Annotated in this window: 26 protein-coding genes and 1 pseudogene; 16 read left to right on the forward strand and 11 right to left on the reverse strand. The window is 67.1% G+C overall.

Annotated features, from left to right (window positions below; all coding sequences use genetic code 11):
- Nucleotides 1-17: 17 nt before the first annotated feature.
- The 6 genes and pseudogenes from B9Y64_RS11530 to B9Y64_RS11555 all read right to left on the reverse strand — a co-directional run bounded on the left by B9Y64_RS11530 (nucleotide 18) and on the right by B9Y64_RS11555 (nucleotide 8,011).
- Nucleotides 18-1,478: an esterase-like activity of phytase family protein gene (locus B9Y64_RS11530; RefSeq protein WP_100440816.1), complete on the reverse strand. Its 1,461-nt coding sequence runs from the start codon at nucleotides 1,476-1,478 to the stop codon at nucleotides 18-20.
- 21 nt (nucleotides 1,479-1,499) lie between these two features.
- Nucleotides 1,500-3,818 carry a TonB-dependent receptor gene (locus B9Y64_RS11535; RefSeq protein ID WP_100440817.1) on the reverse strand — a complete coding sequence of 773 codons (2,319 nt, stop codon included), beginning with the start codon at nucleotides 3,816-3,818 and terminating at the stop codon, nucleotides 1,500-1,502.
- Between the two features lie 271 nt (nucleotides 3,819-4,089).
- Nucleotides 4,090-4,479, reverse strand: a pseudogene (locus B9Y64_RS11540) (DUF2894 domain-containing protein); the annotation flags it as partial.
- Nucleotides 4,448-5,086, reverse strand: a complete 639-nt coding sequence (locus tag B9Y64_RS11545; RefSeq protein ID WP_100440819.1) for an OmpA family protein — start codon at nucleotides 5,084-5,086, stop codon at nucleotides 4,448-4,450. The gene B9Y64_RS11545 and the pseudogene B9Y64_RS11540, both read right to left, overlap by 32 nt.
- Nucleotides 5,083-7,347, reverse strand: coding sequence for a DUF802 domain-containing protein (locus tag B9Y64_RS11550; protein WP_100440820.1), 2,265 nt, complete (start codon nucleotides 7,345-7,347; stop codon nucleotides 5,083-5,085). The genes B9Y64_RS11545 and B9Y64_RS11550 overlap by 4 nt, the downstream gene beginning before the upstream one ends.
- Before the next feature lie 10 nt (nucleotides 7,348-7,357).
- Nucleotides 7,358-8,011 carry a DUF3348 family protein gene (locus tag B9Y64_RS11555; RefSeq protein WP_100440821.1) on the reverse strand — a complete coding sequence of 218 codons (654 nt, stop codon included), beginning with the start codon at nucleotides 8,009-8,011 and terminating at the stop codon, nucleotides 7,358-7,360.
- A gap of 145 nt (nucleotides 8,012-8,156) precedes the next feature.
- Between B9Y64_RS11555 and B9Y64_RS11560 the strand changes: the two genes are divergently transcribed.
- Complete coding sequence (locus tag B9Y64_RS11560) at nucleotides 8,157-9,080, forward strand: M14 family metallopeptidase (protein ID WP_100440822.1); 924 nt, start codon at nucleotides 8,157-8,159, stop codon at nucleotides 9,078-9,080.
- A gap of 51 nt (nucleotides 9,081-9,131) precedes the next feature.
- Here the strand turns inward: B9Y64_RS11560 and B9Y64_RS11565 are convergent, their stop codons facing one another.
- The 3 genes from B9Y64_RS11565 to B9Y64_RS11575 form a co-directional block, all read right to left on the reverse strand.
- On the reverse strand, nucleotides 9,132-9,524 hold the full coding sequence (locus B9Y64_RS11565) for a diacylglycerol kinase (protein ID WP_100440823.1): 393 nt from the start codon (nucleotides 9,522-9,524) through the stop codon (nucleotides 9,132-9,134).
- A gap of 82 nt (nucleotides 9,525-9,606) precedes the next feature.
- Nucleotides 9,607-10,233 (reverse strand): hypothetical protein, encoded by a 627-nt coding sequence (locus B9Y64_RS11570; protein WP_100440824.1) that lies wholly within the window; start codon nucleotides 10,231-10,233, stop codon nucleotides 9,607-9,609.
- A 49-nt stretch (nucleotides 10,234-10,282) separates the two neighbouring features.
- Entirely contained in the window at nucleotides 10,283-10,813 is a 531-nt protein-coding gene (locus B9Y64_RS11575; RefSeq protein ID WP_100440825.1) for a nuclear transport factor 2 family protein, read from the reverse strand.
- Between the two features lie 189 nt (nucleotides 10,814-11,002).
- Between B9Y64_RS11575 and B9Y64_RS11580 the strand changes: the two genes are divergently transcribed.
- Together B9Y64_RS11580 and B9Y64_RS11585 are read left to right on the forward strand one after the other, a co-directional pair.
- Nucleotides 11,003-11,326, forward strand: coding sequence for a hypothetical protein (locus tag B9Y64_RS11580; RefSeq protein ID WP_100440826.1), 324 nt, complete (start codon nucleotides 11,003-11,005; stop codon nucleotides 11,324-11,326).
- 17 nt (nucleotides 11,327-11,343) lie between these two features.
- Entirely contained in the window at nucleotides 11,344-11,661 is a 318-nt protein-coding gene (locus B9Y64_RS11585; RefSeq protein ID WP_100440827.1) for a hypothetical protein, read from the forward strand.
- Between the two features lie 74 nt (nucleotides 11,662-11,735).
- Here B9Y64_RS11585 and B9Y64_RS11590 read toward each other — a convergent pair whose 3' ends face one another.
- Nucleotides 11,736-12,110 (reverse strand): hypothetical protein, encoded by a 375-nt coding sequence (locus B9Y64_RS11590; protein ID WP_100440828.1) that lies wholly within the window; start codon nucleotides 12,108-12,110, stop codon nucleotides 11,736-11,738.
- Nucleotides 12,111-12,685: 575 nt separating this feature from the next.
- On the opposite strand from B9Y64_RS11590, the gene B9Y64_RS11595 reads away from it, so the two are divergent.
- Nucleotides 12,686-13,015 (forward strand): hypothetical protein, encoded by a 330-nt coding sequence (locus B9Y64_RS11595; RefSeq protein ID WP_100440829.1) that lies wholly within the window; start codon nucleotides 12,686-12,688, stop codon nucleotides 13,013-13,015.
- On the opposite strand, the gene B9Y64_RS11600 is transcribed toward B9Y64_RS11595, so the two are convergent.
- Entirely contained in the window at nucleotides 13,009-13,413 is a 405-nt protein-coding gene (locus tag B9Y64_RS11600; protein WP_100440830.1) for a ribonucleotide reductase subunit alpha, read from the reverse strand. The two genes, B9Y64_RS11595 and B9Y64_RS11600, sit on opposite strands and share 7 nt — an antisense overlap.
- A gap of 194 nt (nucleotides 13,414-13,607) precedes the next feature.
- On the opposite strand from B9Y64_RS11600, the gene moaA reads away from it, so the two are divergent.
- The 12 genes from moaA to narI all read left to right on the forward strand — a co-directional run bounded on the left by moaA (nucleotide 13,608) and on the right by narI (nucleotide 26,980).
- On the forward strand, nucleotides 13,608-14,588 hold the full coding sequence (moaA, locus tag B9Y64_RS11605) for a GTP 3',8-cyclase MoaA (protein WP_100440831.1): 981 nt from the start codon (nucleotides 13,608-13,610) through the stop codon (nucleotides 14,586-14,588).
- 8 nt (nucleotides 14,589-14,596) lie between these two features.
- A complete protein-coding gene (gene moaCB / locus B9Y64_RS11610; protein ID WP_100440832.1) occupies nucleotides 14,597-15,595 on the forward strand; it encodes a bifunctional molybdenum cofactor biosynthesis protein MoaC/MoaB in 999 nt (332 codons plus the stop codon).
- A complete protein-coding gene (locus tag B9Y64_RS11615; RefSeq protein WP_100440833.1) occupies nucleotides 15,592-16,845 on the forward strand; it encodes a molybdopterin molybdotransferase MoeA in 1,254 nt (417 codons plus the stop codon). The genes moaCB and B9Y64_RS11615 overlap by 4 nt, the downstream gene beginning before the upstream one ends.
- Nucleotides 16,845-17,105, forward strand: coding sequence for a MoaD/ThiS family protein (locus B9Y64_RS11620; RefSeq protein ID WP_017354494.1), 261 nt, complete (start codon nucleotides 16,845-16,847; stop codon nucleotides 17,103-17,105). Before B9Y64_RS11615 ends, B9Y64_RS11620 begins: the two co-directional genes overlap by 1 nt.
- 3 nt (nucleotides 17,106-17,108) lie before the next feature.
- Entirely contained in the window at nucleotides 17,109-17,597 is a 489-nt protein-coding gene (locus tag B9Y64_RS11625; protein WP_100440834.1) for a molybdenum cofactor biosynthesis protein MoaE, read from the forward strand.
- A gap of 108 nt (nucleotides 17,598-17,705) precedes the next feature.
- Nucleotides 17,706-18,248 (forward strand): molybdenum cofactor guanylyltransferase, encoded by a 543-nt coding sequence (mobA, locus tag B9Y64_RS11630; RefSeq protein ID WP_100440835.1) that lies wholly within the window; start codon nucleotides 17,706-17,708, stop codon nucleotides 18,246-18,248.
- The gene (locus B9Y64_RS11635; protein WP_100440836.1) at nucleotides 18,245-18,610 is read left to right on the forward strand and encodes a DUF7009 family protein; all 366 of its coding nucleotides are present in this window, start codon (nucleotides 18,245-18,247) and stop codon (nucleotides 18,608-18,610) included. The genes mobA and B9Y64_RS11635 overlap by 4 nt, the downstream gene beginning before the upstream one ends.
- A gap of 145 nt (nucleotides 18,611-18,755) precedes the next feature.
- Nucleotides 18,756-20,174 carry a NarK family nitrate/nitrite MFS transporter gene (locus tag B9Y64_RS11640; protein WP_100440837.1) on the forward strand — a complete coding sequence of 473 codons (1,419 nt, stop codon included), beginning with the start codon at nucleotides 18,756-18,758 and terminating at the stop codon, nucleotides 20,172-20,174.
- A 71-nt stretch (nucleotides 20,175-20,245) separates the two neighbouring features.
- The gene (locus B9Y64_RS11645; RefSeq protein ID WP_100440838.1) at nucleotides 20,246-24,052 is read left to right on the forward strand and encodes a nitrate reductase subunit alpha; all 3,807 of its coding nucleotides are present in this window, start codon (nucleotides 20,246-20,248) and stop codon (nucleotides 24,050-24,052) included.
- On the forward strand, nucleotides 24,052-25,596 hold the full coding sequence (gene narH, locus B9Y64_RS11650; protein ID WP_100440839.1) for a nitrate reductase subunit beta: 1,545 nt from the start codon (nucleotides 24,052-24,054) through the stop codon (nucleotides 25,594-25,596). Before B9Y64_RS11645 ends, narH begins: the two co-directional genes overlap by 1 nt.
- Nucleotides 25,596-26,276, forward strand: a complete 681-nt coding sequence (gene narJ / locus B9Y64_RS11655) for a nitrate reductase molybdenum cofactor assembly chaperone (protein WP_100440840.1) — start codon at nucleotides 25,596-25,598, stop codon at nucleotides 26,274-26,276. The genes narH and narJ overlap by 1 nt, the downstream gene beginning before the upstream one ends.
- Nucleotides 26,273-26,980 carry a respiratory nitrate reductase subunit gamma gene (gene narI, locus B9Y64_RS11660; RefSeq protein WP_010485313.1) on the forward strand — a complete coding sequence of 236 codons (708 nt, stop codon included), beginning with the start codon at nucleotides 26,273-26,275 and terminating at the stop codon, nucleotides 26,978-26,980. The genes narJ and narI overlap by 4 nt, the downstream gene beginning before the upstream one ends.
- Nucleotides 26,981-26,982: the final 2 nt, after the last annotated feature.

Genomic DNA, 26,982 nt, shown 5'->3' on the forward strand with positions numbered 1-26,982 from the left:
CCAGGCCCGGCGACGATTCAAGGCAGGGTCAGCCGGTAGACCAGCACGCGGTTGTCGTTGTCGTACCGGCTGTCGCAGGGCTGGCCCTGCATGCGGCAATGGCGGGCGATGAAGTCGTTGTCGTTGCCGATCAGCAGCAGTACGTCGTTCGGATGCTGCGGGTCCAGCGCCGGCAGCACGTCCATGGCTTCCCACTTTTCCGAGAGCAGTCCGGCATGCGGGCCGCGTGTGGTGTCCAGATCCAGCCCGGCACGGGCCAGTTGCGGACGGTCGAGCAGATTCAGCAGTTCGTTGCTGCGTGCGGGCATGATGCCCGCCTTCAACATGGTATCCGCCGGGTCGGCCAGCACCGAGGCGGTACCGGTTTCGTAGTGGCTTCCCGCCAGGTTGGTGGCATCGGCCACATCCACCAGCAGCACCGACTTGTAGACGATGGGGTCATCGCCATCCTTGCCCAGCCCGTTGCCATCGCGGGCCAGCAACAGGAAGCGATGATCGTCCAGGGCACGCAGCTCGCTCTGCGCGGCAGTGCGGTCCAGCTTGCCCTTGCCGTCGTGCGCGTAGGCGGGCAGGGCCATCACGTAATGGCCGATCGGCTGCTGTGGCGTCGGCGAGGTCGTCACGTCGTAGACCAGGACGCGGGTGTTGATGCGGCCCGCCGCATTGCCCTGCGCGCTGTCCTGCAGCGTGGCGCTCTGCAGGGCGACGAACAGGCGGGTCCTGTCGGGCGACAGGGCCATGCCCTCCACACCCTGGTTGTTGCGTCGGCCGCTCTGCGGCGGCGCCAGCGAACCGAAGGCCGGCTTGCCTTCGCGCTGCGGACGGATCGCCGGCGGGGCCACGATCACACCCTGCAGCTGCCCCTGCGCATCGAAGTAGTAGACGTTGGCGGTGTATTCGTCGCCGACGTAGAAGTGGCCATCGGCGGTGAACTGCAGCGATTCGGCATCCAGCGAGACCTTGCCCGCACCGGCACCACTGGCCGGCGAGGGCAGCACCACCTCGCGCTGGGTGATCGTGTGGTCACCCGGGTCGGCGCCGGTGAAAGGCTGGCCGTTGAAGTCCTTCAGTACCACGCCCCGGTCCGGCACCATGCTCAGCGTGCCAAGTGCGCCGGGCTTGCCCGAGGTGGTGTCGATGCGCAGTTGCATGCGCTCGACGCGGCCGGCGTAGTCATAGAACAGGCCGGCCTCCGGATCATTGCGACCGCGGTCGGGCAGGGTCCACAGCACGCCCTCGTAGCCGTTGGCGGTACGCTTCCAGGTGCCAGGCTGCACCGCCAGCGACGAGAACGAGCCCAGCGTGTCGCCCAGGAAGTCCACCGTGCCCGCCGGCAGCCGCCCGGCGGCGACCAGGCCTTTGTCCACGTAGGTACGGCCGCCCAGCTGCAGGGTGCGTGGCGCTGCGCCAGCCGCCTCATGCGGGGCGGAGTATCCGCTGGCGGAGAGGGTGGCCAGCAGCAGGGCGGTTGCAAGCATCGGTGGACTCCGGGCGGTCAATCAGAAGCGAAGGTCGATCGTACCGAACACCTGGCGCGGTGCGGAGGCATGGAACACATACAGCTTGCCGGCCGGGTCGCTGGGTGCGAACACGCTCGAATCCAGGTTGCTGGCGTAGCGCTTGTTGGTCAGGTTGGTCACGTTGAACGACAGGCGCATGCCCTTGGCGAAGCCGACCTGGCCGAAGTCATAGCCACCGGCCAGATCGAATACGGTGAAGCCGCCGAAGCCCTGGTCGTTGGTGTAGGTGTAGAAACGCTCGCCGGTGTACTTGCCGCGCAGGCTGGCGAACCAGCCGTTGTCACGCCAGGTGATCTCGGTGGCCAGCAGCTGCTTGGGCGTGTCGGTCTGGATCTTGCCCTTGATCTGCTGCTCGACACCGGCCTGCACGTAGTTGGAGGCGTAGGTCGAGCGGTTCAACGAGGCCGAGGTATACCAGCTGAAGTGCTCGTTCGGGGTCCACAGCACGGTCAGCTCGGCACCGCGGCTGTCGACGCCGCCCACATTGTAGAAGCGGTTGCCGCAGGTCGGGCCGACCGGCTGGCGCGAGTCACAGGGGTTGTACTGCAGCAGCCGGTTGTCGAAGCGCACGTTGTAGGCCGCGACCGAGGCCTGCAGGGTATCGCTGACGAAGCGGTAACCGGCTTCGAGCGAGCGCGATTCCTCCGGCTTCAGGGTGCCCTGCGCATTCCAGGTGGCCTGGCTGACCGCCTGCGGGCCCAGCTTGAAACCGCCCTGGAACATGGCGATGTTCTCGGCATAGCTGGCGAAGACCTCGTGGTGTTCGGCCAGGCGGAAATTGGCGCCGATGCTGGGCAGGAAATTCTTGCTGGCCTTCAGCGAGCCGGTCGCGAACTGGTTGTTCGAAGTCGGCGAGATCGGCGTCTTCGCGTCACCGGGCATCGCCTGTGCATCGGAGGTGGCATGCGGACTCTTGGCGCCGAATTCCAGGGTCAGGCGATCATCAAGCAGGCGCCAGGTGTCCTTCAGGAAGAATTGATGGGTCTTCCAGCGGGTGCGCTGGGCGAACACGCCGACATCGGAGGGCAGGGTGTTCATGCCGCTCAGGTCACGCGGGCCATCCACGGCGGTCTGATAGCGTTCGGCGCTGCTGGTGTTGCGCTCGTACCAGACACCACCTTCGATACGATGTGCGCCCAGCTCCCAATCGAACGACAGCGTGCCGCCATCGCGGTCGATGGTGTAGATGGTGTTGCGGAAGATGATCGGGATCTCCTGCGGCGTACCTTTGTTCGACCAGGCCCCGCTGTTCCAGTTGTGGCCTTCGCCACGATCATCGTGGTGATAGGCCAGGGCGCGCAGGCTGAAGCCATCGGCCAGGAAGAAGTCGCCGGCCAGGTAGTACAGGTTGTCGTCACGCAGGATCTGGCCGGCGGTGAAGGCACCATCGGCATCCTTGTCCGGGCCGCTGTTGTCGCACTTCTTCGCGTTGAAGCTGGCGGTATTGCAGTAGGCCTTGGCCACGGCCTTGTTCCAGTCCGGCGCGTAGCCGCCCCAGTCCCAGCCCAGCCCGCGCGACATCTCGTCCTTGGACAGGTAGAAGTAGTCCGCCTGGGTGGTGCGCGACGTGTCGACGAAGCCGGTGATCTGGCCACGGCCGAAGTTCCACACGCCCTTGGCATTGAACTGCTTGGTGGTGGACGTGTTGTAGGCAGTCTGGTCGTTCCACAGGTCGGAGACGGCATTCATGCCGGAGACATAGCCGGAGAAGCCGTTGTATTCGCCACTGTCCACGCGCACGAAGGTGCGGCGGTTGGCATCGCTGCCGAAGGTCTGCACCACGCGGCCGCCCAGTTCCTTGGCCGGGCGGTCGGAGGTGTATGAGATGGTGCCGCCGAGGTTGCTGGTGGACGGTGTGCCGAGGCTGCCGATGCCCACCGCCAGTTCCGCGCCGGCCATGTTCTCGCTGATCAGCGCGCGGTTGATGGTCAGTCCGTTGTAGTTGTTGTACGCGCCGTCGCCCAGCGGCACGCCGTCGAGTGTGTAGCCGAGGCGGGTGGAGTTGAAGCCGCGCAGGCTGAGCGTCATCGACTGCTCGTTGGTGCCCAGCGCATCGGCCGACTGCGCGTTGACGCCGGGCAGCAGGTTCAGGGTCTTCTGCAGGCTGGTACCGGGCGGCAGGATGTCGAGATTCTCGCGGGTGATGCGCTGCACCTGGCGGGCTTCACCACTGCCGATCACCGAGACCGCATCAAGGTTGGTGGCGGAGGGCGTGCTGGAGGCCGGGGCAGCATCCTGCGCCCAGGCCGCAGGAGCGAGCGCGATCGACAGCGCGGCGGCCAACAAAGTCTTCGTCATGTTACGGACACTCAGGCAGGCACGAGCCACCGCGTGGGCGCGGAGCTCATGGAATTCGAAAGGGGAGACAGCCGATGCGACCGCGGGCGCCGCAGGCGCCGTGAGTCAACGTGAAAATGGTGCGCTAGACAGATGACTGTCTGGTGACATGTTCATCTGTCGTGCAACGCTGAACTGCGGAGCCGAGCACGGGCTCGGCTCTACAACCGGCTTCTGGGCCACGGTCGTGGCGAGGGAGCGCCAACCAAGGTTGGCCTCTACCATTCGGTGTCTAGCGCGGCTTGCGCGTGCGCTTCGGCTTTGCGCCATCGGCGCCACTGGCAGCGCCGTCCTGCACCGCCTGCAACCAGGACAGGGTATCCACGTAGTCGATGAAGTGGCGCAGGTAACCGGGGCTGGCCGCCTGCATCGTGTCCAGCATGCGCTGCACCAGTACCGCCGAATTCAGTGGGCCACCATCGGCGGGGGCCTCGGTGCGCAGCGAGCGGCGTACCTGCAATTCGCTGCGCAGCTCCGACCACTCGTGCTGCACCTGCTGCAGCATCGGCACCTGCGGGTAATGCGGCAGCGAGCGCGACCCCGCATCGAGGTCGCGTACCAGTGCCCGCAGGCCATCCAGCGCTGGTGGCTTACTTGGCATCCGCGGCCTTGGGCTTGGGAATCGGCGCGATCTCCACGCGACGGTTGCGTGCGCGGCCTTCCTCGTTGGCGTTGGAGCTGACCGGCTGCTCGCTGCCGAACGCGGCGGCGAACACGGCGTCGGCCGGCACGCCATCGGCGATGAGTGTGCGGGTCACGGTCAGCGAACGCTGCGCCGACAATTCCCAGTTGTCGGCGAAACGGCGGTTGCCTTCGCGCACCGGCGCGTCATCGGTGAAGCCGCTGACCATCAGGATCTCTTCGCGGCTGCCCAGATAGGCGGCCAGCGGTGCGGCCAGGCTGCGCAACAGCTCCTGGCCTTCCGGCTGCAGCTGGTCGGAGTTCAGCGCGAACAGCACGCTGCCGCTGATGCCGATGCGGCCATCCACCAGGGTCACCCGGCCAGCGGCCAACGGGCCGGCCAGCGCCTGTTCCAGTGTCTGCAGGCGCCTGGCTTCGGCCTGGCGCTGCTTTACTTCCTGGTCCAATCGCTGCGACAGCTCCAGTTGCACGGCAACCACGCCCACCAGGATCAGCACGAACGCGCCCAGCAGCACCGACATCAGATCGCCAAAGGCGGCCCAGATCGGGGCATGCGAGCCGCCATCGACCTCCAGTTCGTCGCTCATGCACTGGCGGCCTTGCCGCGGCGCGCGGCCAGCTGCTGCAGTTCCTCCATCACCTGCTTCTGCGACAGCAGGCTGAGGTCGACCACCTCGCGCGCCTGCGCCACGTAGTAGGCCAGCTGCTCGTCGCTGCGCGCCAGCGAGGCATCCAGTGCGCCGCCGATCTGTTCCAGGCGGCTGGACAGCTCGGTGGAGGCGCTGCCGAACTGCGCGACTGCATCGCCGAAGGTGCCGGCCAACTGGCCGACTTCACCGGCGCTGCCGTTGAGCGCTGCGGCAATGCCATCGAGCTTGCCGGTCTCGGCGGCAATATGGTCGGTGAAGCGATTGCCGACGCGCTCCAGCAGCTCAGCCGAACCGCCAACCAGCGCGTCCACCGCGGTGCGCTGTTCGTGCGAGGCGTGATTGATCGCATCCAGCAGGGTCTGCACGGTGGCCAACAGGCGGCCGCGCTCCTCCAGCATCGCGTTGTCGCGCGCCAGGCTTTCAGAGAGGGTGCTGCGCAGCTCGTTGATGACGTCGGCGGCGGCCTTGGGCGCGGCCGCTGCGGTCTGCAGCAGGGTGGACACTTCGGCCAGCGTGGCACTGGCCTGTGCGCGACCGTTCTCGCCGATCTGCTGCGCGGTTGCCGCCAGCGTGTCGCAGACCTGTTGCTGCTGCGCGGCCAGGCGTTCGCCGTTGGCCTGCAGGCGCTCGGCCAGATCGGTGGAAACGTGCTGAAGGGCATCGCTCCAGCGCTGCAGGCGCTGTTCGTCGCCGGCCTGCAGTTGCACCTGCAGCGTAGCGTGGGCCTGCTGCAGTTCGGCGCTGGCCGCGTCCCAGCGCGCCTGGCGCTGCTGCTCGCGGCTGTCCAGGCTGGCCTGCAGTTCGGCGTGCGCGGTCGCGGCGGCGGCCTGCGCGGCCTGCCAATCCTGCGAGCGCTGCTGTTCGTGGTCCTGCAGCAACGACTGGCTGGCGCTGTGGCGCTGCTCCAGAGCCTGCAGCAACGCCTGCGCGTGCTCGTCCAGCTGCTGTCCGGCGGCCAGCAGTGCCTGCTGCTGGCGCTCGACCAGTGCGCTGTTCAGGGCCTGCTGCTGTTCGGCGGCGGCGCGCAAGGCGTCTGCATTGCCCTGCGCATCGGCCTGCAGGCGCTCGCCGAGACGTGCGACCAGCGCTTCGGCGTGCGTGCCCTGGCCATCGCTGAAGGCCTGCAGGTGCTGGCGCAGATCGCTCACCAGTGCCTGCTGGGCCTGGGTCTGTTCACTCACCACCTTGGCCCAGCTGGCCTCGGTCGCAGCGCGGCTGCGTTCAAAACCGTCGCTCAGGCCGGCCAACTGCTGCTGCACGGCCTGCTCGACACGGGCGTGCAGTGCTTCGCCATGACTGGCCAGGCCAGCCAGGGTGGTCTCGGCCATGGGCTGCAGCGCGCCACCGATGGCGGCCGCGCTGGCTTCGGCCCCCTCGCGCAGCGATTGCTGCAGCGAGACGGCCAGGCGTTCCTGCAGGGCCTGGCTCTGGGTCAGGAACTCGGCCTGGCCGGCCAGCAGGCGCTCATTGGCGGCCGCGCTGTGCTGTTCGAAGGCATCGGTCATCGCCTGCAGGCGGTCGACCAGGGCCGGCAGTGCGGTGGACTGTGCCTGCAGCAGGCGCAGCGACTCGGCGCGCTGCCAGGCCTGCGAGTACGGGTGCAGGTCGCCGGCAATGGCGCGGTCCAGCTGCTGCACGGCCTGCAGGCGGTCGCGGCGCAGCAGCGCCGCCAGCAGGCCGAGCATGGCCGAACTGGCCACGCCGGCGATCGAGGTGCCGAATGCCACCGCCAGGCCCTGCACCGGCGATGCCAGCGAACCACGGATGGCGGCCATGTCGGTGGCGCTCTGCAGGGCCAGGCCGGTGCCACGCAGCGTGTCCATCATGCCCAGCAGGGTGCCGAGCATGCCCAGCAGCACCAGCAGGCCGACCAGGTAAGGGGTCAGTACCGGCGCGGGCAGGGCGGTACGCTCGCCTTCCACGCGCAGGCGCACGGCGTTGCGCAGGCCCATCGGCACGCGTTCCAGCCAGGGGCCAAGGCTTTCCCTGGCGCTGGACAGGTCGCCCAGCGCAGTGCGCAGGTCGTTGCTGGCCTGGCGGTAGCGGTACAGCTCCACGCCGCCAGCGATGTAGCAGGCCGCGATGATCGCCGCCACCGCTGCACCCAGCGGATGCACCGAAACGTAGCCAATGCCGATCCAGCACACGGCCAGCAGGCCGACAAGGAAAACAACGACATGGAAAGCAGTTCTGGACATGGTGTTCCGGTCAGTGGGAGCGCAGGGCGTCTTGCAGCCCTTCGATCGGGTGGAAGCGCAGCTGCAGCTCGGCGAGCAGCAGCGTGCGCATGTCATGGCGGAAGGCCGCGCGCCAGCCGGGCTGGCCGTGCACGCGGTCAAAACGGGCGCCGAGCACCGCCGGCGCGGTGGCCAGCAGGCTGTGCTCGCGCGGGGTGAGGGTCTGTTCCATCACCGCATCGACCTCGGCCAGCCGCGCCAGTGCCGGCGAAACCTGCACCAGCTGGTCGCGCAGGCGGCCACGCAGGCGCCCGGTGGCGGTCTGGATGGCCTGCTGCAGCACCCGGTAGCGCTGGCGCAGAGACGCAAAATTGGGGGCGGCGGCAGCTTCGGCCAGGTCCAGCAGGCGCTCGGCCTCGGCATCCTCGCTGATAGAAGCGAGCAGGCTGGCGTGGGCCTGGGCGCAGTCGGCCAGGACATCGTCGGCCGCTTCGGTGGCCTCACCCGGTTCGGGCAGGCGTCCACCCAGGGCCCCGGACAGGGCCACGGCACGGCTCCAGTCCACCCACTGGCCGAGGCGATCGGTCAGGGCGGGACTGCTGGCCGGCATCGCGCCGTCGCTGAGACGGGCGAGCAGGCGGAGGAACTCCGGTCCACCCAGGACCGGCTGCGCTGCGTTCGCCATCAAGGGGTGAGGGGCCAAAAACCGTTGATTTTACAGCCAGATGACCCGGGCTGGATGAAGGCGCGGCGGCGGGGGAGGACCCACAGGCGCGACAAGGCTTAGAATGGTCGGCTGCACCCATCCCGTTCGACCCTTGGAGTACCCCATGACTGTTGCGCAGTTCTACCCGATCGGCACCCCTGGACAGCCCTGGGGCGACGCGGAACGCGCACAGTGGCGTGCCCGCCAGCAGCGCCAGCGCAGCTACCACGACGACGTGGTGGCCGCCCTCGAGCGCCTGGACGACAGCGTCTTCGACGTGATCCAGTATGGCCAGCTCGACTATGCGCCGGACCACTATCCGCTGTTCGCCGTGGTCAACCACGACTGGAACCCGGCGTTGCCGACCGCGTTGATCACCGGTGGCGTGCATGGCTACGAGACCAGCGGCGTGCACGGTGCCCTGCAGTTCCTCGAACAGCAGGCCGAGCGCTACCTGGGCCGGTTGAACCTGATCGTGGCGCCCTGCGTCAGCCCGTGGGGCTACGAGCGCATCCAGCGCTGGAACCCGGATGCCATCGACCCCAACCGCAGCTTCCGTGACGGTGGCCAGATCGAGGAAGCCGCCGCCCTGATGGCGTGGGTGGCCGAGCGCAAGCCGAACCTGCTGGTGCACCTGGACCTGCACGAGACCACCGACAGCGACCTGCACGAGTTCGATCCGGCGCGCTGCGCCCGCGACGGCAAGCCGTTCGAGCGCGACACCATTCCGGATGGCTTCTACGTGATCGGCAACAGCGAAGACCCGCAGGCCGAGTTCCAGAAGGCATTGATCGCCGCCGTGGCCCCGGTCACCCACATCGCCCCGGCCGATGCCGAAGGCAACCTGGTCGGCCTGCCGCTGCAGTCGCCAGGCGTGGTCTGGGGTGAATCGCGCTCGATCGGTGCCTGCGCCGGCTTCACCGATGCGCGCTTTGCCACCACCACCGAGGTCTACCCGGACAGCCCGCGCACCAACCCGCAGGAATGCAACGACGCCCAGGTGGCGGCGGTGTGTGCGGGCCTGGATTTCGCCCTGGCCGCGCAGTAACGAACCAGCATCGGGGTAGTGCCGGGCGCTGCCCGGCAGGTCGGGCGTGAGCTAGCCCAGCAGGATCACGCCCCACACCGTGCCGACCATCAGCAGCGCGGTGGTCTGTGCGGCGCTGCCCATGTCCTTGGCGTTCTTGGACAGTGGGTGGTGCTCAAGCGAGATGCGGTCGACCACTGCTTCGATGGCCGAGTTGAGCAGTTCCACCAGCAGGCTGATGAAGCAGACCGCCAGCACCACGGCGCGTTCGACCCGGCTGATGTCCAGCAGGAACGCGGTGGCGATCAGCAGCGCATGCAGCAGCAACAGTTGCCGGAAGGCCGCTTCGCCACGGAAGGTGGCGATGAAGCCATCGCGCGAATGGACCAGCGTATGGAAGATCCGGCGAATCCCGGTCTTGCCGTGCGGGTACTTGCCGCTGTCCCTGGGGTGAGGTGGCTGCATGCCGGTCCTGCCATGAATTGACCTCACGACAGGATGTGCAGGCGGGCGTCGGGAAAGCGTCGGACGCCCGTTGGATTTTCCTTCAGCCGCCCTGGCGCTGCGCCTGGATGGCCTGGTCAAGGGTGTCCAGATCATCAGTCGGCGAGGCCAGCCAGGCCGGGTAGGCCTCGGTCTCGACGAAGGCGGAGGAACCCAGCACATCATCGAACGCCGGATTGTCCTTCTCCGCATGGCGCAGCAGGCCGGACATCAGCCCGCAGATGCGGACTGCGGCCTGGAAGGCGCCCTGCAGCGATCCGGCGGGTTCGGTGACCGTGTTGAGGAAGGCCGCATAGGCTGGGCCATCGAACACGAAGTCCTCGCGCTGCTGGAAGGCGTCGCCGCTGAGGTGGGCTTCGCCGGAGACGTGGCGGGAGAATCCCCAGGACCAGATGTCGAGGAAGCGCAGGTCATCCAGCATCCGGCGCGCGTCGTCCGCCAGGGGAACGGCGCCTGACAAGGCATGCTCCAGGGTGGCCGCCGCGAACGGTTCGGTGCCCTCGTGGGCCAGGAAATCGCTCAGGCAGCGCAGCGCGCCGGGATGGTGCGGGTCCAGTTGCAGCGCCCGGTAGATCACCCGTGCGCCCTCCACGTGACGGCCCTGGGCGATGAAGATGTTGAGGGCATGGTGCGCGAGCTGGTCGGCGCTGAGGTCGGCAATGCGGGTCATCGGGTCTGGCGGGCGTGGACGAACGGTGTGCACCAGTCTGGCAGATTGCTCATTCGGCCGGGCTGCGTGAATCGCGGATCGAATAGATCACCGAGAAGATCTTCCAGCCCTGCTCGGTGCGGACCAGCTGCCACATTTCCCTGCCCCAGTTGGTCTTCACTCCATCGTCGTGGAAGCTGTAGTCAAACGACACCGAGGCCACATCGCCATCCGTCTCGATCTTCGTGTTGGAGAACGTCTCCTCCTTCGGCTTCGGCGAGGCCACCGCCCCGTCGATCAGCGCGATGAAGTTGTTGGCGGGAATCTGCCGTGCCTTGATCGCATCGGGCTTGGCCTTGCGGATGTCCTGCAGGCGCACGTCCTCGGAAACGTACTGCCAGCCGATGTCTTCCGGTTTGTCTGAGAAGAACAGGCTCATGTAGGTTGGCTTGTCCTTGTTGATCAGCGAGCTGCGGAACGATTCGACCACCTGTTCGATCGCCTTGATGTCGGCGGGGGCGTTCTGCGTGGCGTAGGCCGGCAGGCACGCCGGAAGGAAGAGGGCGAGGGCGGCGAAGCGTGCACGGGCGATGGGCATCATGGGGTCCTGAGCGAAGGTGCGGCGGCGCCGATCGCCTCCCGCATGGTGTCGAACGAGCTCTCCATCACCAGGCCGCAGGCGCAAAGCGCACTGCAGAATGTCACGACGATGGTGCGCCTGGCCATTTTGACGTAGAAGAAGGTCTGCGCGGATGATGCGCAGGCGCGCGGCGCAGGAGGGGATCTGTCAATGAGGACACTGATGTGGGGGCTTGCCGGGCTGTTCGTGGCGTACGTTGCCGGTTGCTCGGCGGTCTCGGCGTGGCATTCCCACGCGCTTGCCTCGGTTCCGGTCGGGGCGGGCAGGGTCGAGGTACTCCGGGCGCTGGGGCAGCCTGACGTGGTGGAGCACGCCGGTGCTCCCTTTACCCGCTATGCCAGCAGCGGATGCAGTGGTCGCTGTGCGCAGCGATGGTGGTATGAGAACCGGCTGGGCCTGGATACCGAAGCCTGGTCGGTGGAGCTGGACGCTTCCGATCGCGTGCTCGTGACGTCGCGCTGGACATCACCGTAGAAGACTGCGACGGGCGCATGCGTATCCATCGACCTTTCATCTTCATCGCAAGCCTGGCCCTGATGGCGTGGTGGACGTTGATGGGCGTGCTGGTGCTCATCTACGGCTTCAACGAGCAGGGCCTGCGCTGCGGCAGGCTGTGCTCACTGGAAGCCTCCATCCGCCTGCTCTTTGGCGAGCGGGGATTCGAAATGCTGGTGGCGATGGCACTCTTCGCCGCGGCGCTGATGTGCGGGAATGTCGCGCTGCGGCGAGGCATGCATGCCGGTCCGCCCCGGAAGCAGGTGCGGCGCCGGGGGCGCAAGCACCGTCGGGCGGCACAGCCCCGGTCGTGAAGCATCCCTCCGCGCGTCGATCCGCCGCGCGGAGGGAGAAAGCGATCCAAGCTGAAGGGTGTTGCGCATCGCCTTCACCCTTCGGGCTGCAACCTCCCCACCGCCTGCGCGCACAGCGACTGGCAGGCCATGACCAACCCCTCCATCACCCGGTCGCCCACGTACTGCTCGGGTTCGCCGTTCTGACGGGTGCGTTCGGCGGCCAGCAGCATTTCCAGCACCACCCGCAATCCGCTCAGCGCGCAATCGGCATCGGCCAGGGCCAGGCAGCGCCCGGGCAGCTGGTGCCGCTCCGGCCAGGGTTGCCCATCGGCCGCTGCGCCGGAGCCGATGCGATTGAGATTGGCGATGAAGGTGTTCCTGTCCACGGCGTGCACAGCCTGTGGCGAACCGTCGTCGCGGGCGGTGCTGCGGCAGGCGTGCAGATGGGGGAAGTCCGGTTCGTTCATGGCAAGGCTCCGTGCAGGGCAATCGGTAGCCGCCACCCGAAAGGTGGCGGGCGGTACGTGGTTCGAACACCGGGTTGATGTCAGTCCGGCGGGCCTGAAGGCCCCCACGCACCGCCCGCCATAGCCGGCAGACGGTTTGCCAACCGGCGCCACACAAGGTGGTGCCGGTTGGCAAGCGCATACATCAACATCAACTCGGGTGTTCGAAACCCGGCCACCCTTTTCCGGTGGCACGCCATCTGAGCCCGTGGTGCTGTGCAATGCCAATCAGGAGAGTTGTAAACATCATTCGATTGGAGACGCTTTCGGCATTCTCCCACGCGGTTACGCACCGCCAGTCCCGGCTGGCGTGGTGATCCGCCCGCGCCATGCGATCTGCGACAGGTGTCGTGGTTGGCGGGCGGACAGCAGCGGGCGGGGAGGGGCGATGACGACAGGCTCGGCGGGAAAGGGGGGAGCTAGGTCGAGCATGGCTCGACGCTGCGGAGGTCAAAGCGTGACGTGCTACTCGGGTTGACGTTCCCAGCCAGCCAGCGCAGGCTTGTTCAGCACGTTTCCTGGACAGAAGGAGACTTATGACCGCGACGGCTTCTCTACATCCAACCCCCGACGCGCCGGGCCGTTCCCGGCTCTGGAGTGTGTTCTGGCTGCAGGGCGTCATTCCCAGCAACATTCTGTGGGCCGTGGCCCTCTGGGCCCTGGCCAACCAGCGCACCCCGCTGCTGCTGGGGGTGTTTGCCGTGTTGCTGCTCTATACCGGCTGGATCATTCCGGCGGTATGGCGGGCGGCGCCCACCGCACGCCACCCCAACCTGGGCGTGGCGGCGCGCGGGCTGACCGTGGCCTGGGGGCTGAACACCGTACTGGTGATCTTCTTCCTGACCCTGCAGCGGGTGGCTCAGTAGAACTGAATGGGCTCGCCGCCACGGTCGAAGGCGGCGAAGCGGCCGATCTGACCGTCATGGATGGCGTTGACCATCAGCTGCAGCGGGCGCGCGGCCTCGTCGCTGTTGGGCGCGAAACCGCCACGCCCATCCAGCGCCGCCACGAACACCAGGTCCCAGTCGATGCCGGTGGTGGTCGATTCGGCCGCCAGCGCCTGGAAGGTGGGCACCTCGGCGGGCAGCTTGTCCACGCACAGCACCGGCGACAGGGTGCCGCCCTCACGGCGGTCATGCCGGTCGCGCTGGTCGTCGGTAGGCGATTCAGGCAGCTCGGCGCGCACGAACACGAACAGCAGGCGCTGCGGTTCAGCCTGCTGGCCTGCGGCGTGCAGCAGCTGCTGGAAATCGTTCATCATCATGAGGGTTGTCACACGCCCGCTGCACGGAAAGCTGCATGCTGCCACAACGCCTGCCGTGCGGGGCCGAAGACGATTGATTTAAGTCATGCCCATGGAACTGAAGGCCACGTACTCTGGCAATCGTTCCAGCAGACGAGGGTTTCCGGGCCGTTCCGGGCACAGGCAAGACGGTGGAGCAACAAGGTGGACCAGCCATGAGCCAACTCACCGACGGTTTCGGACGCAGCTTTCCCTACCTGCGCCTGTCGTTGACCGAAGCCTGCAACTTCCGTTGCAGCTACTGCCTGCCCGACGGTTACCAGGCCGATGGCCGCCCGCGCTTCCTGCAGGTGGATGAGATCGCGCGCCTGGTGCGTGCGTTCGCCGCGCTGGGCATGAGCAAGATCCGCCTGACCGGCGGCGAGCCCAGCCTGCGCAAGGACCTGGACGAAATCATCGCGACCGTCGCGGCGGTGCCGGGCATCCGCAAGGTGGCCATCACCACCAACGGCACGCTGCTGCCGCGTCGCCTGCCGGGCTGGCACCGGGCCGGCCTGACCGCGCTGAACGTGAGCATGGACAGCCTGCAGCGCGAACGCTTCAGGGCCATCACCGGGCATGACCGCCTGCCGGAGATCGAACAGGGCCTGGCCCTGGCGCAGGCACTGGGTCTGCCGGCGATCAAGCTCAACGCGGTACTGCTGCGTGGGCTGAACGACGATGAGCTGCCGCAGTGGATGGACTACCTGCGTGACCGGCCCTTCAGCGTGCGCTTCATCGAACTGATGCGCACCGGCGACAACGAAGCCTACTTCCAGCGCCACCACCTGCGTGCCGACGTGGTGATCGAGCAGCTGCTGGCCGCTGGCTGGCATGAGCGGCCGCGTGCGGCCGATGCCGGCCCGGCGCGCGAGTTCGGCCACCCCGGCCATCGCGGCAGCATCGGCATCATCGCCCCGTATTCGCGTGACTTCTGCAAGGGCTGCAACCGCCTGCGGGTGACTGCCAGAGGCGACCTGCGGCTGTGCCTGTTCGGCGAGTTCGGCGTGCCGCTGCGCCCGCTGCTGCAGAGCGACGATGACCATGACGCGCTGCTGGCACGCATCACCACCCAGCTTGGCCTGAAAGCGGCCGGGCATGGACTGCACCAGGGCCAGACCGGGCTGACCCCGCACCTGGCCTCCATCGGAGGATGAGCAACACGATGAGTGGGGAATTGAATGCGGCCTTCCATATGGCCGATGTCCGCGACAAGCGCGTCACCCGCCGCCGTGCGGTGGCGGTGGGCGAGCTGCATGCTGGCCCGGTGGCCTATCCGCTGATCGTCGAGCGCCGCCTGCCCAAGGGCGATGCGCTGGTGATGGCCGAGATTGCCGGCCTGCAGGGCGCCAAGATGGCTTCGATGCTGATGCCGCTGTGCCACCCGCTGCCGCTGGAACTGGTGCAGGTGTTCTGCGCGCCGGTGCCGGAACGGCAGGCGATCCGCGTGTGGTGCGAGTGCGCCAGCGAGGCGCGCACCGGCGTGGAGATGGAGGCACTGGCCGGCGTCAACGCGGCGCTGCTGACCCTGTACGACCTGAGCAAGCCGGTGGAACCGGCACTGCGCATCGAAGGCATCCGCCTGCTGTTCAAGGAAGGCGGCAAGCGCGGTGTCTGGCTGCACCCCGATGGCATGGACGATGCCGAGCGCGCGCGTTTCAAGCCGCGTACGCCGAAGGGCCTGGAGGGCGCGGCCTGCGCGGTGATCACGCTGAGCGACCGCGCCAGCGAGGGTGCCTATGAAGATATCTCTGGCCCGACCCTGGTGGCCGGGCTGGAAAAGCTGGGCGGCGAGGTGGTGGCTGCTGACGTGCTGCCTGATGGTGTCGAGCCGTTGGCCGGCCGCCTGCAGGGGTTGGCTGCCGAGGGCGTGCGCCTGTGCCTGTGTACCGGCGGTACCGGGCTGGGCCCGCGAGACCTGACCCCGGAGGCGCTGCGTTCCCTGAACGCGCGGCCGGTGCATGGCCTGGCGCAGATGGTGCGTGCGCTGAGTGCGCAGCACACACCGATGGCCTGGCTGAGCCGCGCCGAGGTGGTGCAGCTGGGCAACATGCTGGTGTTTGCGTTGCCCGGCAGCCCGAAGGCGGCGGCGCAGTGCCTGGACATCCTGGCGCCGGTACTGGGCCATGCCCTGGCGATGGTCGAGGGGGATGGTCACTCATGATTCCCTACAGCGAGGCCTTGCAGCACCTGCTGGAGGCGGCGACGCCGCTGCCGGCCGAGCGTCTGCCCCTGCATGAGGCCGGCGGCCGTACCCTGGCCAGTGACATCCACAGCGGGCAGTCGTTGCCGCCGTTCGACAATTCGGCGATGGACGGCTTCGCGCTGCGCGCCAACGGCGCAGCGCTCGAAGCCGGTACCGGATTCGCGGTGCAGGGCTGGCAGGCCGCCGGCGATGCCGGTGCCGAGGGCGGTGAAGGTGCCTGGGAAATCATGACCGGTGCGCGCATGCCGTCCGGGCTGGACACGGTGGTGCCGGTCGAGAATGTGCACATCCTTGCCAGCGAGGAAGGACGCCCGACCCGCATTGCGCTGACGGCGCCGGTGAAGCCGGGCCAGCACGTACGCCTGCGCGGCCAGGACGTGGGTGAGGGCGAGCGCGTACTGCAGGCCGGGCAGGTGCTGGATATCAATGCGCGCACGCTGTTGCACGCCATCGGCGTGGGCCAGGTGGCCGTGGTGGCACGGCCGAAGGCCGCGGTGATCGCCACCGGCAAGGAGTTGGTGACCGAGGCGGCGCAGACGCTGGAATCCGGCCAGATCCGCGACAGCAACCGGCCATACCTGGTTGGCCGCCTGCAGGCGGCCGGCGCCGAGGTGGTCTGGCAGGGCACGGTAGGCGACGACGTGGCCGCGTTCAATGCGGTGCTGGATGAGGCGCTGGCCGCTGGCGCGCAGCTGCTGATCAGCACCGGCGCGGTATCGGCCGGCCGCTACGATTTCGTTCCCGATGCGCTGCGCGGCCGTGGTGCGCGCATCGTGTTCCACAAGGTGGCGATCCGCCCGGGCAAGCCGCTGCTGTTCGCGGTACTGCCCAATGGTGCGCTGTATTTCGGCCTGCCGGGCAACCCGGTGTCGGCAGCCGTGGGCCAGCGCTTCTTCGTCGAGCCGGTGCTGCGCCGCCTGTTGGGGCTGGCACCGGAGGCGATGTTGCAGCTGCCGCTGCAGGCCGACGTGCGCAAGCCGCCGGGCCTGCGCTATCACGCGCGTGCGCGGGTGGAAATGGACGGGCAGGGGCGCCTGAGCGCGCGCGTGCTGTCCGGGCAGGAGTCGTTCCGTTTGATGTCCATGCTGCAGGCCAACGCCTGGGTGGTGCTGGAGGCCGAGGGTGACCTGGCCAGCGCCGGCACCTACGTACGCGTGCAGGGCTGGGGTCACCGCGAACCGGTGCAGCTGGTGAGCCAGGAGTCATGATGAAACAGGTAAATCTGCAGTTGTTCGGTGCGTTTTCTGATCTGGATGCCAGCCGCGAGATCGCCGTGGATGTGGCCGGTGGCACCGTGGCTGACCTGCGCCAGGCGCTGCGCGAGCTGTTGCCGGTGCGTTGGCCGGGCTTCCGTGCGGGCCTGCTGGACTACTCGGCATTCGCCGACCAGCAACGCGTGCTGCGTGACCACGAGGCGCTGCCCGACGATGGCCGGGTGGCGATCCTGCCGCCAGTGAGCGGGGGCTGAGCGATGAGCGGGAAGATCATCGCGAAGGTGGTGGACCGCGCGCAGGCGGCGATCGATCCGGCCGAAGGCATTGCTGCGGTGTCCGATCCGGGCTTCGGCGGCATCGATGTGTTCATCGGCAAGGTGCGCGACGTCAACATCGGCCGGCCGGTGACCGGGATCACCTACGACCTGTTCGAACCGTTGGTGTTGAACGAATTCAAGCGCCTGGCGGCAGAGGTCGAGGCCACGTTTGGTCCGAAGCTGAAGCTGTATGTGGCCCACGCCCGGGGCCGGCTCGGCATTGGCGATGTGGCGGTGGTGGTGGCGGCGGGCAGCCCGCACCGTGACGAGGCGTTCCGGGCCTGCCGGCAGCTGATCGAGGTGGTGAAGCACCAGTGCCCGATCTGGAAGCAGGAGCATTACGAGGACGGTGACAGCGAGTGGAGCGAGGGCTGCAGCCTGTGCCATGCGGACAGCGAAGCTTCGCACTCCCATGACCACGAGCATTGACCGCGCCCTTCGGGGAGGCGCGGGGTTCAGTAGATCCACGCCATGCGTGGATGAGGCATTTCCCGCGCATCCGGCCGGCGCAGCCACGCATGGCGTGGCTCTACTGCGATGAGCATCAACGGCATCGTGCTGGCCGGTGGCCTGTCCAGCCGGATGGGCCGCGACAAGGCCCTGCTGCCGTGGCAGGGCCGCACGCTGCTGGAATACATGCGGGGCCTGTTGAAGCAGGCCGGTGCGGGTGCGGTCTGGGTGAGTGGCGACTACCCGGCCTTCGGCGGCATTCCCGATCGCGTGGCACGATGCGGGCCGCTTGGCGGGCTCTACAGCGTGGCGATGCGCATGCCCGATGGCCCGGCCTGGGTGGTACCGGTGGATACGCCGCTGCTGTCGCCGCGATTGCTGCAGCAATTGCGTGACGGCCATCGCGGTCCATGCACGATCTTTTCCGGCCACCCCCTGCCCATGCTGGTGGATATAGACGATGCTTGTCGCAACGTACTTGGATCGATGCTGGAGGACCCGGACGGTCCCCGCTCGCTGCAAGCCCTGCAGCGTCGTCTTGGCGTGAACACCATGGCTCTGGCGCCGGTTGACGAGGCCGGACTGGTCAACTGCAATACCCCCGAACAATGGGAGGATGTTGCGTCATGAAAGTGCAGTTGCAGGACCAATCGGTACGGCTTCGCCTGGACGAGGCCGAGCTGGCGCGCCTGCTGGCCGGTGAATCGGTCGAGAACATGACCCGCTTCGGCGGCATTGAAGGTTGGGGCATGGCGGTGTCGCTGCATGGCGGCGAGCAACCGGTGCTGCTCGACGGAGGCACCTTCTGCCGCCTGGTGCTGCCGCGCTCGGCAGTTGAGGCCTTGGCGACGCGATTGCCTTGCCGGGATGGCCTGCCGTTCGCGATCACCCTGGAAGATGGCAGCCAGCTTCAGCTGCAGTTCGATGTGGACGTGCGCGACAGCGTGCGCCAGCGCGGGGTGACCCGCCGCAGCACCGCTTCATCGGTTTGACATTTGTCAGGGGCAGCGCGAATAGCCACCCCTGATTGATCGAGATCAACCCCGTCGTCGGTACTGCACGGCCTAATGGCTGCATGACGACGGGTCACAACTTGAAACGCTGTACCCACGTCATTCCACAGCCTTGGAGCCATGTATGACCGTCGGTAGCGATCCTGTTGTCCGCAGCACTGCCCGTCCGGGTCGCGTCATCAGCGACTGGACGCCGGAAGACCCCGGCTATTGGGAGCGCACCGGCAAGCGGGTCGCCACCCGCAACCTGGTCATCTCGATTCCCTCGCTGCTGCTGGCCTTCTCGGTCTGGGTGCTGTTCTCGGCGGTGTCGATCAGCCTGCCGAAGATCGGCTTCAACTTCAGCACCGACCAGCTGTTCTGGCTGGTGGCGCTGCCCAGCCTGTCCGGCGCGACCCTGCGCATCTTCTATTCGTTCGTGATCCCGATCTTCGGCGGCCGCCGCTGGACCGCGCTGTCGACCGCTTCGCTGCTGGCGCCGACGCTGTGGCTGGGCTTTGCCGTGCAGGACCCGGCCACCCCGTACTGGGTATTCGTGGCCATCGCGATCCTGTGCGGCTTCGGCGGCGCGAACTTCTCATCGTCGATGTCCAACATCTCCTTCTTCTACCCCAAGCAGAAGCAGGGACTGGCGCTGGGCCTGAACGCCGGCCTGGGCAATGTGGGCGTGTCGGTGGCGCAGGCGGTGATCCCGCTGGTCATCACCGTGGGCGTGTTCGGTGCGCTGGGTGGTGCACCTCAGCCCACGGTGGAGGGCGGCGCGCCGTTGTTCCTGCAGAATGCCGGCTTCATCTGGGTGCCGGCCATCGCGCTGTGCGCCATCGCGGCCTGGTTCGGCATGAACGACCTGACCAGCGCCCGTTCGTCGTTCTCCGAGCAGGCGGTGATCTTCCGCCGCAAGCACAACTGGCTGATGTGCTGGTTGTACATCGGCACCTTCGGCTCCTACATCGGTTTCTCGGCAGGCTTCCCGATGCTGGTGAAGAGCCAGTTCCCGGACGTGAACCCGCTGGCCTATGCCTTCATCGGCCCGCTGCTGGGCGCGCTGATGCGCTCGGTGGGCGGCAGCATGGCCGACCGCTGGGGCGGCGCACGCCTGACCTTCTGGGTGTTCGCGCTGATGATCGCCGCGGTATTCGGCGTTCTGCACTTCCTGCCCAGCGACGGCCAGGGCGGCAATTTCTACGGCTTCCTGCTCAGCTTCATGGCGCTGTTCGTGCTCAGCGGCATCGGCAACGGCACCACCTTCCGCATGATCCCGGTGATCTTCCGCACCCTGCATGAACGCTGGTCGGCCAACGACAACGCCGAGGGCAAGGCCACGGCCGCGCACCAGGCCAGCATCGAGTCGGCCGCGGTGGTCGGCTTCTCCGGTGCGATCGGCGCGTACGGCGGGTTCTTCATCCCCAAGAGCTACGGCTCGTCCATCACCTTGACCGGCAGCCCCGACATGGCGCTGTACGGATTCGTTGTTTTCTATGTCACCTGCCTGGCCGTGACCTGGTGGTGGTACTACCGGCGCGGTGCCGAGACACCCTGCTGACGACATGAAAACGCACCGCAGCCAATGAACACCACAGCCACGATGCAGATGTCCGCAAAGGGAGACCCCCGATGAGCTATTTCCTCGATCGCTTGCAGTTCTTCAAGCGTGACCCCCAGTCTTTTGCCGATGGCCATGGATTTGCCAAGAGCGAGGGCCGCGACTGGGAAAACAGTTACCGCGCCCGCTGGCAGTACGACAAGGTCGTGCGTTCCACCCACGGCGTGAACTGCACCGGCTCCTGCAGCTGGAAGATCTACGTCAAGAACGGCCTGGTCACCTGGGAAACCCAGCAGACCGACTACCCGCGCACGCGCCCGGACCTGCCCAACCATGAACCGCGTGGCTGCCCGCGTGGCGCCAGCTATTCCTGGTACCTGTACAGCGCCAACCGGCTGAAGTACCCGCTGATCCGCGGCACGCTGCTGCGCCTGTGGCGCGATGCCCGCAAGAGCAAGGCCCCGGTCGATGCCTGGGCCAGCATCGTGGAGGACAAGGAGAAGGCGCGCTCGTACAAGTCCCGCCGCGGCATGGGCGGCTTCGTGCGCCTGCAGTGGGAAGAGGCCAACGAGATCATCGCCGCCTCCAACCTGTACACGGTGAAGCAGTATGGCCCGGATCGCGTGGTCGGCTTCTCGCCGATTCCGGCGATGTCGATGGTGTCCTACGCTGCCGGCGCGCGCTACCTGTCGCTGCTGGGTGGTGCCTGCCTGTCGTTCTATGACTGGTACTGCGATCTGCCTCCGGCGTCGCCGCAGATCTGGGGCGAGCAGACCGACGTGCCCGAATCGGCCGACTGGTACAACAGCCGCTACATCATCGCCTGGGGCTCGAACGTGCCGCAGACGCGTACCCCCGATGCGCACTTCTTCACCGAGGCGCGCTACAACGGCACCAAGACGGTGGCGATCTGCCCGGACTATTCCGAGCTGGCCAAGCTGACCGACCACTGGCTGCACCCCAAGCAGGGCACTGACGCTGCGCTGGCGTTCGCGTTCGGCCACGTGATCCTGCGCGAGTTCCATGTCGATTCGCCCTCGCAGTACTTCCAGGACTACTGCCGCCAGTACTCGGACATGCCGATGCTGGTGCGCCTTGAGCGTCGCGAGGATGGCCGCCTGGTGCCGGGCCGCTTCCTGCGCGCCAGTGAACTGGGCGGGCTGGGCGAAGCCAACAACCCCGACTGGAAGACCCTGGCCTATGACGAGAGCAGTGGCCAGATCGTGGTGCCCAACGGCTCGATCGGCTTCCGCTGGGGCGAGAAGGGCAAGTGGAACATCGAGGAGAAGGACAGCAAGGGCGCCGACACGCGCCTGCGCCTGAGCCTGGCCGATGGCCACGAGGGCATCGAAGCGGTGAGTTTCCCGTACTTCGGCGGCATCGAGACCGATGGCTGGACCGCCGCGCCGGCCGATGACGTGCTCGAGCGCAACCTCCCGGTGCGCCACCTGGCCCTGGCCGATGGTGGCCAGACCCTGGTGGCCACGGTCTACGACCTGCTGCTGGCCCAGTACGGCGTGGACCGTGGCTTCGGCGGTGGCAACGTGGCATCGAGCTTCGATGACATGGTGCCGGGCACCCCGGCCTGGCAGGAACGCATCACCGGCGTGCCGCGCGCCGAGGTGATCGAGATCGCCCGCGAGTTCGCGCGTACCGCCGACAAGACCCACGGCCGTTCGATGATCATCGTCGGTGCGGGCATGAACCACTGGTTCCACAACGACATGAACTACCGCGGCCTGATCAACATGCTGATCATGTGCGGTTGCGTGGGCCAGACCGGTGGCGGCTGGGCGCATTACGTGGGCCAGGAAAAGCTGCGCCCGCAGACCGGCTGGCAGCCGCTGGCGTTCGGCCTGGACTGGAGCCGCCCGCCGCGCCACATGAACGGCACCTCGTTCTTCTACTTCAATACCGGGCAGTGGCGCTACGAGAAGCTGCAGGTGGATGAGCTGCTGTCGCCGCTGGCCGATGCGCGCAAGTACAGCGGCAGCCTGGCCGACCTGAACCTGCGCGCGGTGCGCATGGGCTGGTTGCCGAGCGCGCCGCAGCTGGACCGTAATCCGCTGCATCTGGTGCGCGAGGCCGAAGCGGCCGGCGTGGCCCCGGCCGACTACGCGCTGGGCAAGTTCAAGGATGGCTCGCTGGATTTCGCCTTCGCCGATCCGGACGCCAGCCAGAACCATCCGCGCATGATGTTCATCTGGCGCTCGAACCTGCTCGGTTCGTCGGGCAAGGGGCACGAGTACATGCTGCGGCATCTGCTGGGGACGCGCCATGGCCTGCAGGGCAAGGACCTGGGCGAGATGGGCGCGATCAAGCCGGAGGAAGTGAAGTGGCGTGACGAGGCGCCGGAAGGAAAGCTGGACCTGCTGGTCACGCTCGACTTCCGCATGTGCACCACCGCGCTGTACTCGGACATCGTGCTGCCCACCGCAACCTGGTACGAGAAGGACGACCTCAACACCTCGGACATGCATCCGTTCATCCACCCGCTGTCCAAGGCGGTGGACCCGGCCTGGGAATCGCGCAGCGACTGGGAGATCTTCAAGGAGGTTGCCCGCACCGTGAGCGAAATGGCGCCGGGCGTGCTGGGCGTGGAGAAGGATCTGGTGCTGGTGCCGACCCTGCATGACACGCCCAACGAGCTGGGCATGCCGTTCGGCGTGGCCGACTGGAAGAAGGGCGAGTGCGAGGCGATCCCGGGCCAGACCATGCCGTCGATGACGGTGGTTGAGCGCGACTACCCCAACCTGTACCGCAAGTTCACCTCGCTCGGCCCGCTGCTGGACAAGCTGGGCAACGGCGGCAAGGGCATGAGCTGGGACACGAAGCACGAGGTCGAATTCCTCGGCAAGCTCAACCACACCGTGCACGACGAGGGCGTGAGCCAGGGCCGGCCGGCCATTTCGACCGCGATCGACGCGGCCGAGGTGATCCTGCACCTGGCGCCGGAAACCAATGGCCACGTGGCGGTGAAGGCCTGGGAGTCACTGGGTACGTTCACCGGCCGCGAGCACACCCACCTGGCGGTGGGCAAGGAGCACGAGGCGATCCGCTTCCGTGACATCCAGGCGCAGCCGCGCAAGATCATCTCCTCGCCGATCTGGTCGGGCCTGGAAGACGACAACGTCAGCTACAACGCCGGCTATACCAACGTGCACGAGCTGATTCCGTGGCGCACGGTGACCGGTCGCCAGCAGTTCTATCAGGACCATGAATGGATGATCGACTTCGGTGAGGCCTTGATGGGCTACCGGCCGCCGGTCAACACGCGCACGGTGGAGCCGCTGCTGAACCAGCGCCCGAACGGCAACAAGGAGATCGTGCTGAACTGGATCACGCCGCACCAGAAGTGGGGCATCCACAGCACCTACAGCGACAACCTGATCATGCAGACGCTGTCGCGCGGTGGCCCGATCGTGTGGCTCAGCGAGGACGACGCGCGCAGCGCCGGCATCGTCGACAACGACTGGATCGAACTGTTCAACGTCAACGGCGCGATCGCCGCGCGTGCGGTGGTCAGCCAGCGCGTGATGCCGGGCATGGCGATGATGTATCACGCCCAGGAACGCATCATCAACGTGCCCGGCTCGGAGATTTCCGGCACCCGCGGCGGCATCCACAACTCGGTGACCCGCATCGTGCTCAAGCCGACCCACATGATCGGTGGCTACGCGCAGCTGGCCTATGGCTTCAACTATTACGGCACCTGCGGTACCAACCGCGACGAGTTCGTGATCGTACGCAAGATGGACAGGATCGATTGGCTGGACGATGAACAGGGTAGTTCGAGTGTCGCGAGCGCAGGACGCGCATTGGCGACCGATGAGCGGCCCGCGGGTGCTTCGGCACCGGCCAGCAAGGAGGTGGTGTGATGAAGGTCCGTGCACAGATCGCGATGGTACTGAACCTGGACAAGTGCATCGGCTGCCATACCTGCTCGATCACCTGCAAGAACGTCTGGACCTCGCGCGAGGGCGTCGAATACGCCTGGTTCAACAACGTGGAAACCAAGCCGGGTATCGGCTACCCGAAGGAATGGGAGAACCAGGACAAGTGGAACGGCGGCTGGGTTCGCACCCGCGCCGGCAAGCTGGTGCCGCGTGCCGGTGGCCGCTGGCGGATGCTGGCCAAGATCTTCGCCAACCCGGACCTGCCGCAGATCGACGACTACTACGAGCCGTTCGATTTCGACTACCAGAACCTGCACACCGCCAAGGACAGCCAGCACCAGCCCACCGCGCGGCCGCGCTCGCTGATCAGTGGCGAGCGCATGCAGAAGATCGAGTGGGGCCCGAACTGGGAGGAGATCCTCGGCTCGGAGTTCAGCAAGCGCTCGCGCGACTACAACTTCGACCAGGTGCAGAAGGAGATCTACGGCGCCTTCGAGAAGACCTTCATGATGTACCTGCCGCGCCTGTGCGAGCACTGCCTGAACCCGGCGTGCGTATCGGCCTGCCCGTCGGGCGCGATCTACAAGCGCGAGGAAGACGGCATCGTGCTGATCGACCAGGACAAGTGCCGCGGCTGGCGCATGTGCGTGTCGGCCTGCCCGTACAAGAAGATCTACTACAACTGGAAGAGCGGCAAGTCGGAGAAGTGCATCTTCTGCTACCCGCGCATCGAGATGGGTGAGCCGACCGTGTGCTCGGAAACCTGCGTGGGCCGCATCCGCTACCTGGGCGTGATGCTGTACGACGCAGACCGCATTGCCGAGGCCGCCTCGGTGGCCGCCGAGAAGGACCTGTACCAGGCGCACCTGGACATCTTCCTGGACCCGAACGATCCGGCGGTGATCGCCGCCGCGCGCGAGGAGGGCATCCCGGACAGCTGGCTGGATGCGGCCAGGCAGTCGCCGGTGTACAAGCTGGCGATCGACTGGAAGCTGGCGCTGCCGCTGCACCCGGAATACCGCACCTTGCCGATGGTCTGGTACGTGCCGCCGCTGTCGCCGATCCAGTCCGCCGCCGAGCGGGGCCGCGTGGGCATGAGCGGCGAGCTGCCGGACGTGGCCTCGCTGCGCATCCCGATGCGCTACCTGGCCAACCTGCTGACGGCGGGAGACGAGGCACCGGTGGTGCGCGCGCTGGAACGGCTGATGGCAATGCGTGCCTGGCGCCGGGCCAGGAACGTGGAGGGCGTGGAAGACACCGCGGTGCTGGAACAGGCCGGGCTGAGCATCGCCCAGGTGGAGGAGATGTACCGCTACCTGGCCATCGCCAACTACGAGGACCGTTTCGTGATTCCCACCGGCCACCGCGAGTACGCCAACGATGCCTTCGGCGAGCGCGGCGGCTGCGGTTTCACCTTCGGCAACGGCTGCAATGGTGACAGCCCCGCCGACCTGTTCGGCCAGCGCAAGACCACCACCTTCGTGGTGGACAACGGGCCGAACCACCGCCGCAAGGAGGTGGTGTGATGAGCGTGCTCAAGCTGGTTGGGGTGCTGCTGGACTACCCCCGTGAAGAACTGTGGCAGCACGGCGGGGAACTGCTCGCCGCCTGCGACGACCCGGCGCTGAGCGCCGCCCGCCGCCAGCAGCTGCGCAGCTTCGTGCAGCAGCTGCTGGATACCGATGCGCTGGACGCACAGGCCGCATGGCTGGCCAGTTTCGACCGCGGCCGCTCGATGAGCCTGCTGCTGTTCGAGCACATCCATGGCGAGTCGCGCGACCGCGGCCAGGCCATGGTCGATCTGGTCGAAACCTACCGCCGCAACGGCTTCGAACTGGATGCACGCGAGCTGCCGGACTACCTGCCGCTGCTGCTGGAGTTCCTGGCCCATCGGTCCGGCAGCGAGGCCCGCGAGTGGCTGCACCACATCGGCCATATCGCCGGGATGCTGGCGGCGCGCGCAGCCGAGCGCGAGCTGCCGCACCGGGTGCTGTTCGAGATCCTGGTCGAAGCCGGTGACGGCAAGGCCGATCTGCAGGCGCTGCGCCAGCGTGCCAGCGAGGAAGTCCGCGACGATACCGCCGAGGCCATGGACCGCTTGTGGGAGGAAGAGGCAGTGCGCTTCGGTGCCGAAGCCCCGGCCGAAGACTGCAAGCCGCCCGTGCGTTCGCCGGCCCGTCCTTCGCATCGAGAGGTCCAGCCATGAGTTACTCCCTGCATCAATTCGCCTTCCAGTACTACCCGTACATCGCCGTGGCGGTGCTGCTGATCGGCAGCTGGGCCCGCTATGACAAGGCCATGTACACCTGGCGCACCGGCTCCAGCCAGATGCTGTCGGACAAGGGCATGCGGATCGGCAGCAACTGCTTCCACATCGGCATCCTGGCCATCCTCGGTGGCCACCTGGTCGGCCTGCTGACCCCGCACGCGGTGTACGAGCACTTCATCACCTCGTCGCAGAAGCAGATGCTGGCGATGGTGGTCGGTGGTGTGTTCGGTGCACTGTGCTTCATCGGCATCAGCATCCTGCTGGTACGTCGCCTGTTCAACGCGCGCGTGCGTGCCACCGGCAGCTTCGGTGACACCCTGGTGCTGGTGCTGCTGTTCGCCCAGTTGTGCCTGGGCCTGTACAGCATCCGCATCTCGTCCGGCCACCTGGATGGCGGGGTGATGGTGCAGCTGGCCGAATGGGCGCAGCACATCGTGACCTTCCGCGCCGGCGCCGCCGATTACATCGAGGGCGTCAGCTGGGTCTACAAGATGCATATCTTCCTGGGCCTGACCCTGTTCCTGATCGCACCGTTCACCCGCCTGGTGCACGTGTGGAGCATTCCGATCAGCTACCTGTGGCGGCCGTACCAGGTGGTGCGCCGGCGCCAGGCCACGCTGCGCTACGGGCCGCGGGAGTAAGC

This window comes from Stenotrophomonas maltophilia, assembly GCF_002799245.1.
GTDB classification, from domain to species: Bacteria; Pseudomonadota; Gammaproteobacteria; order Xanthomonadales; family Xanthomonadaceae; genus Stenotrophomonas; species Stenotrophomonas maltophilia_S.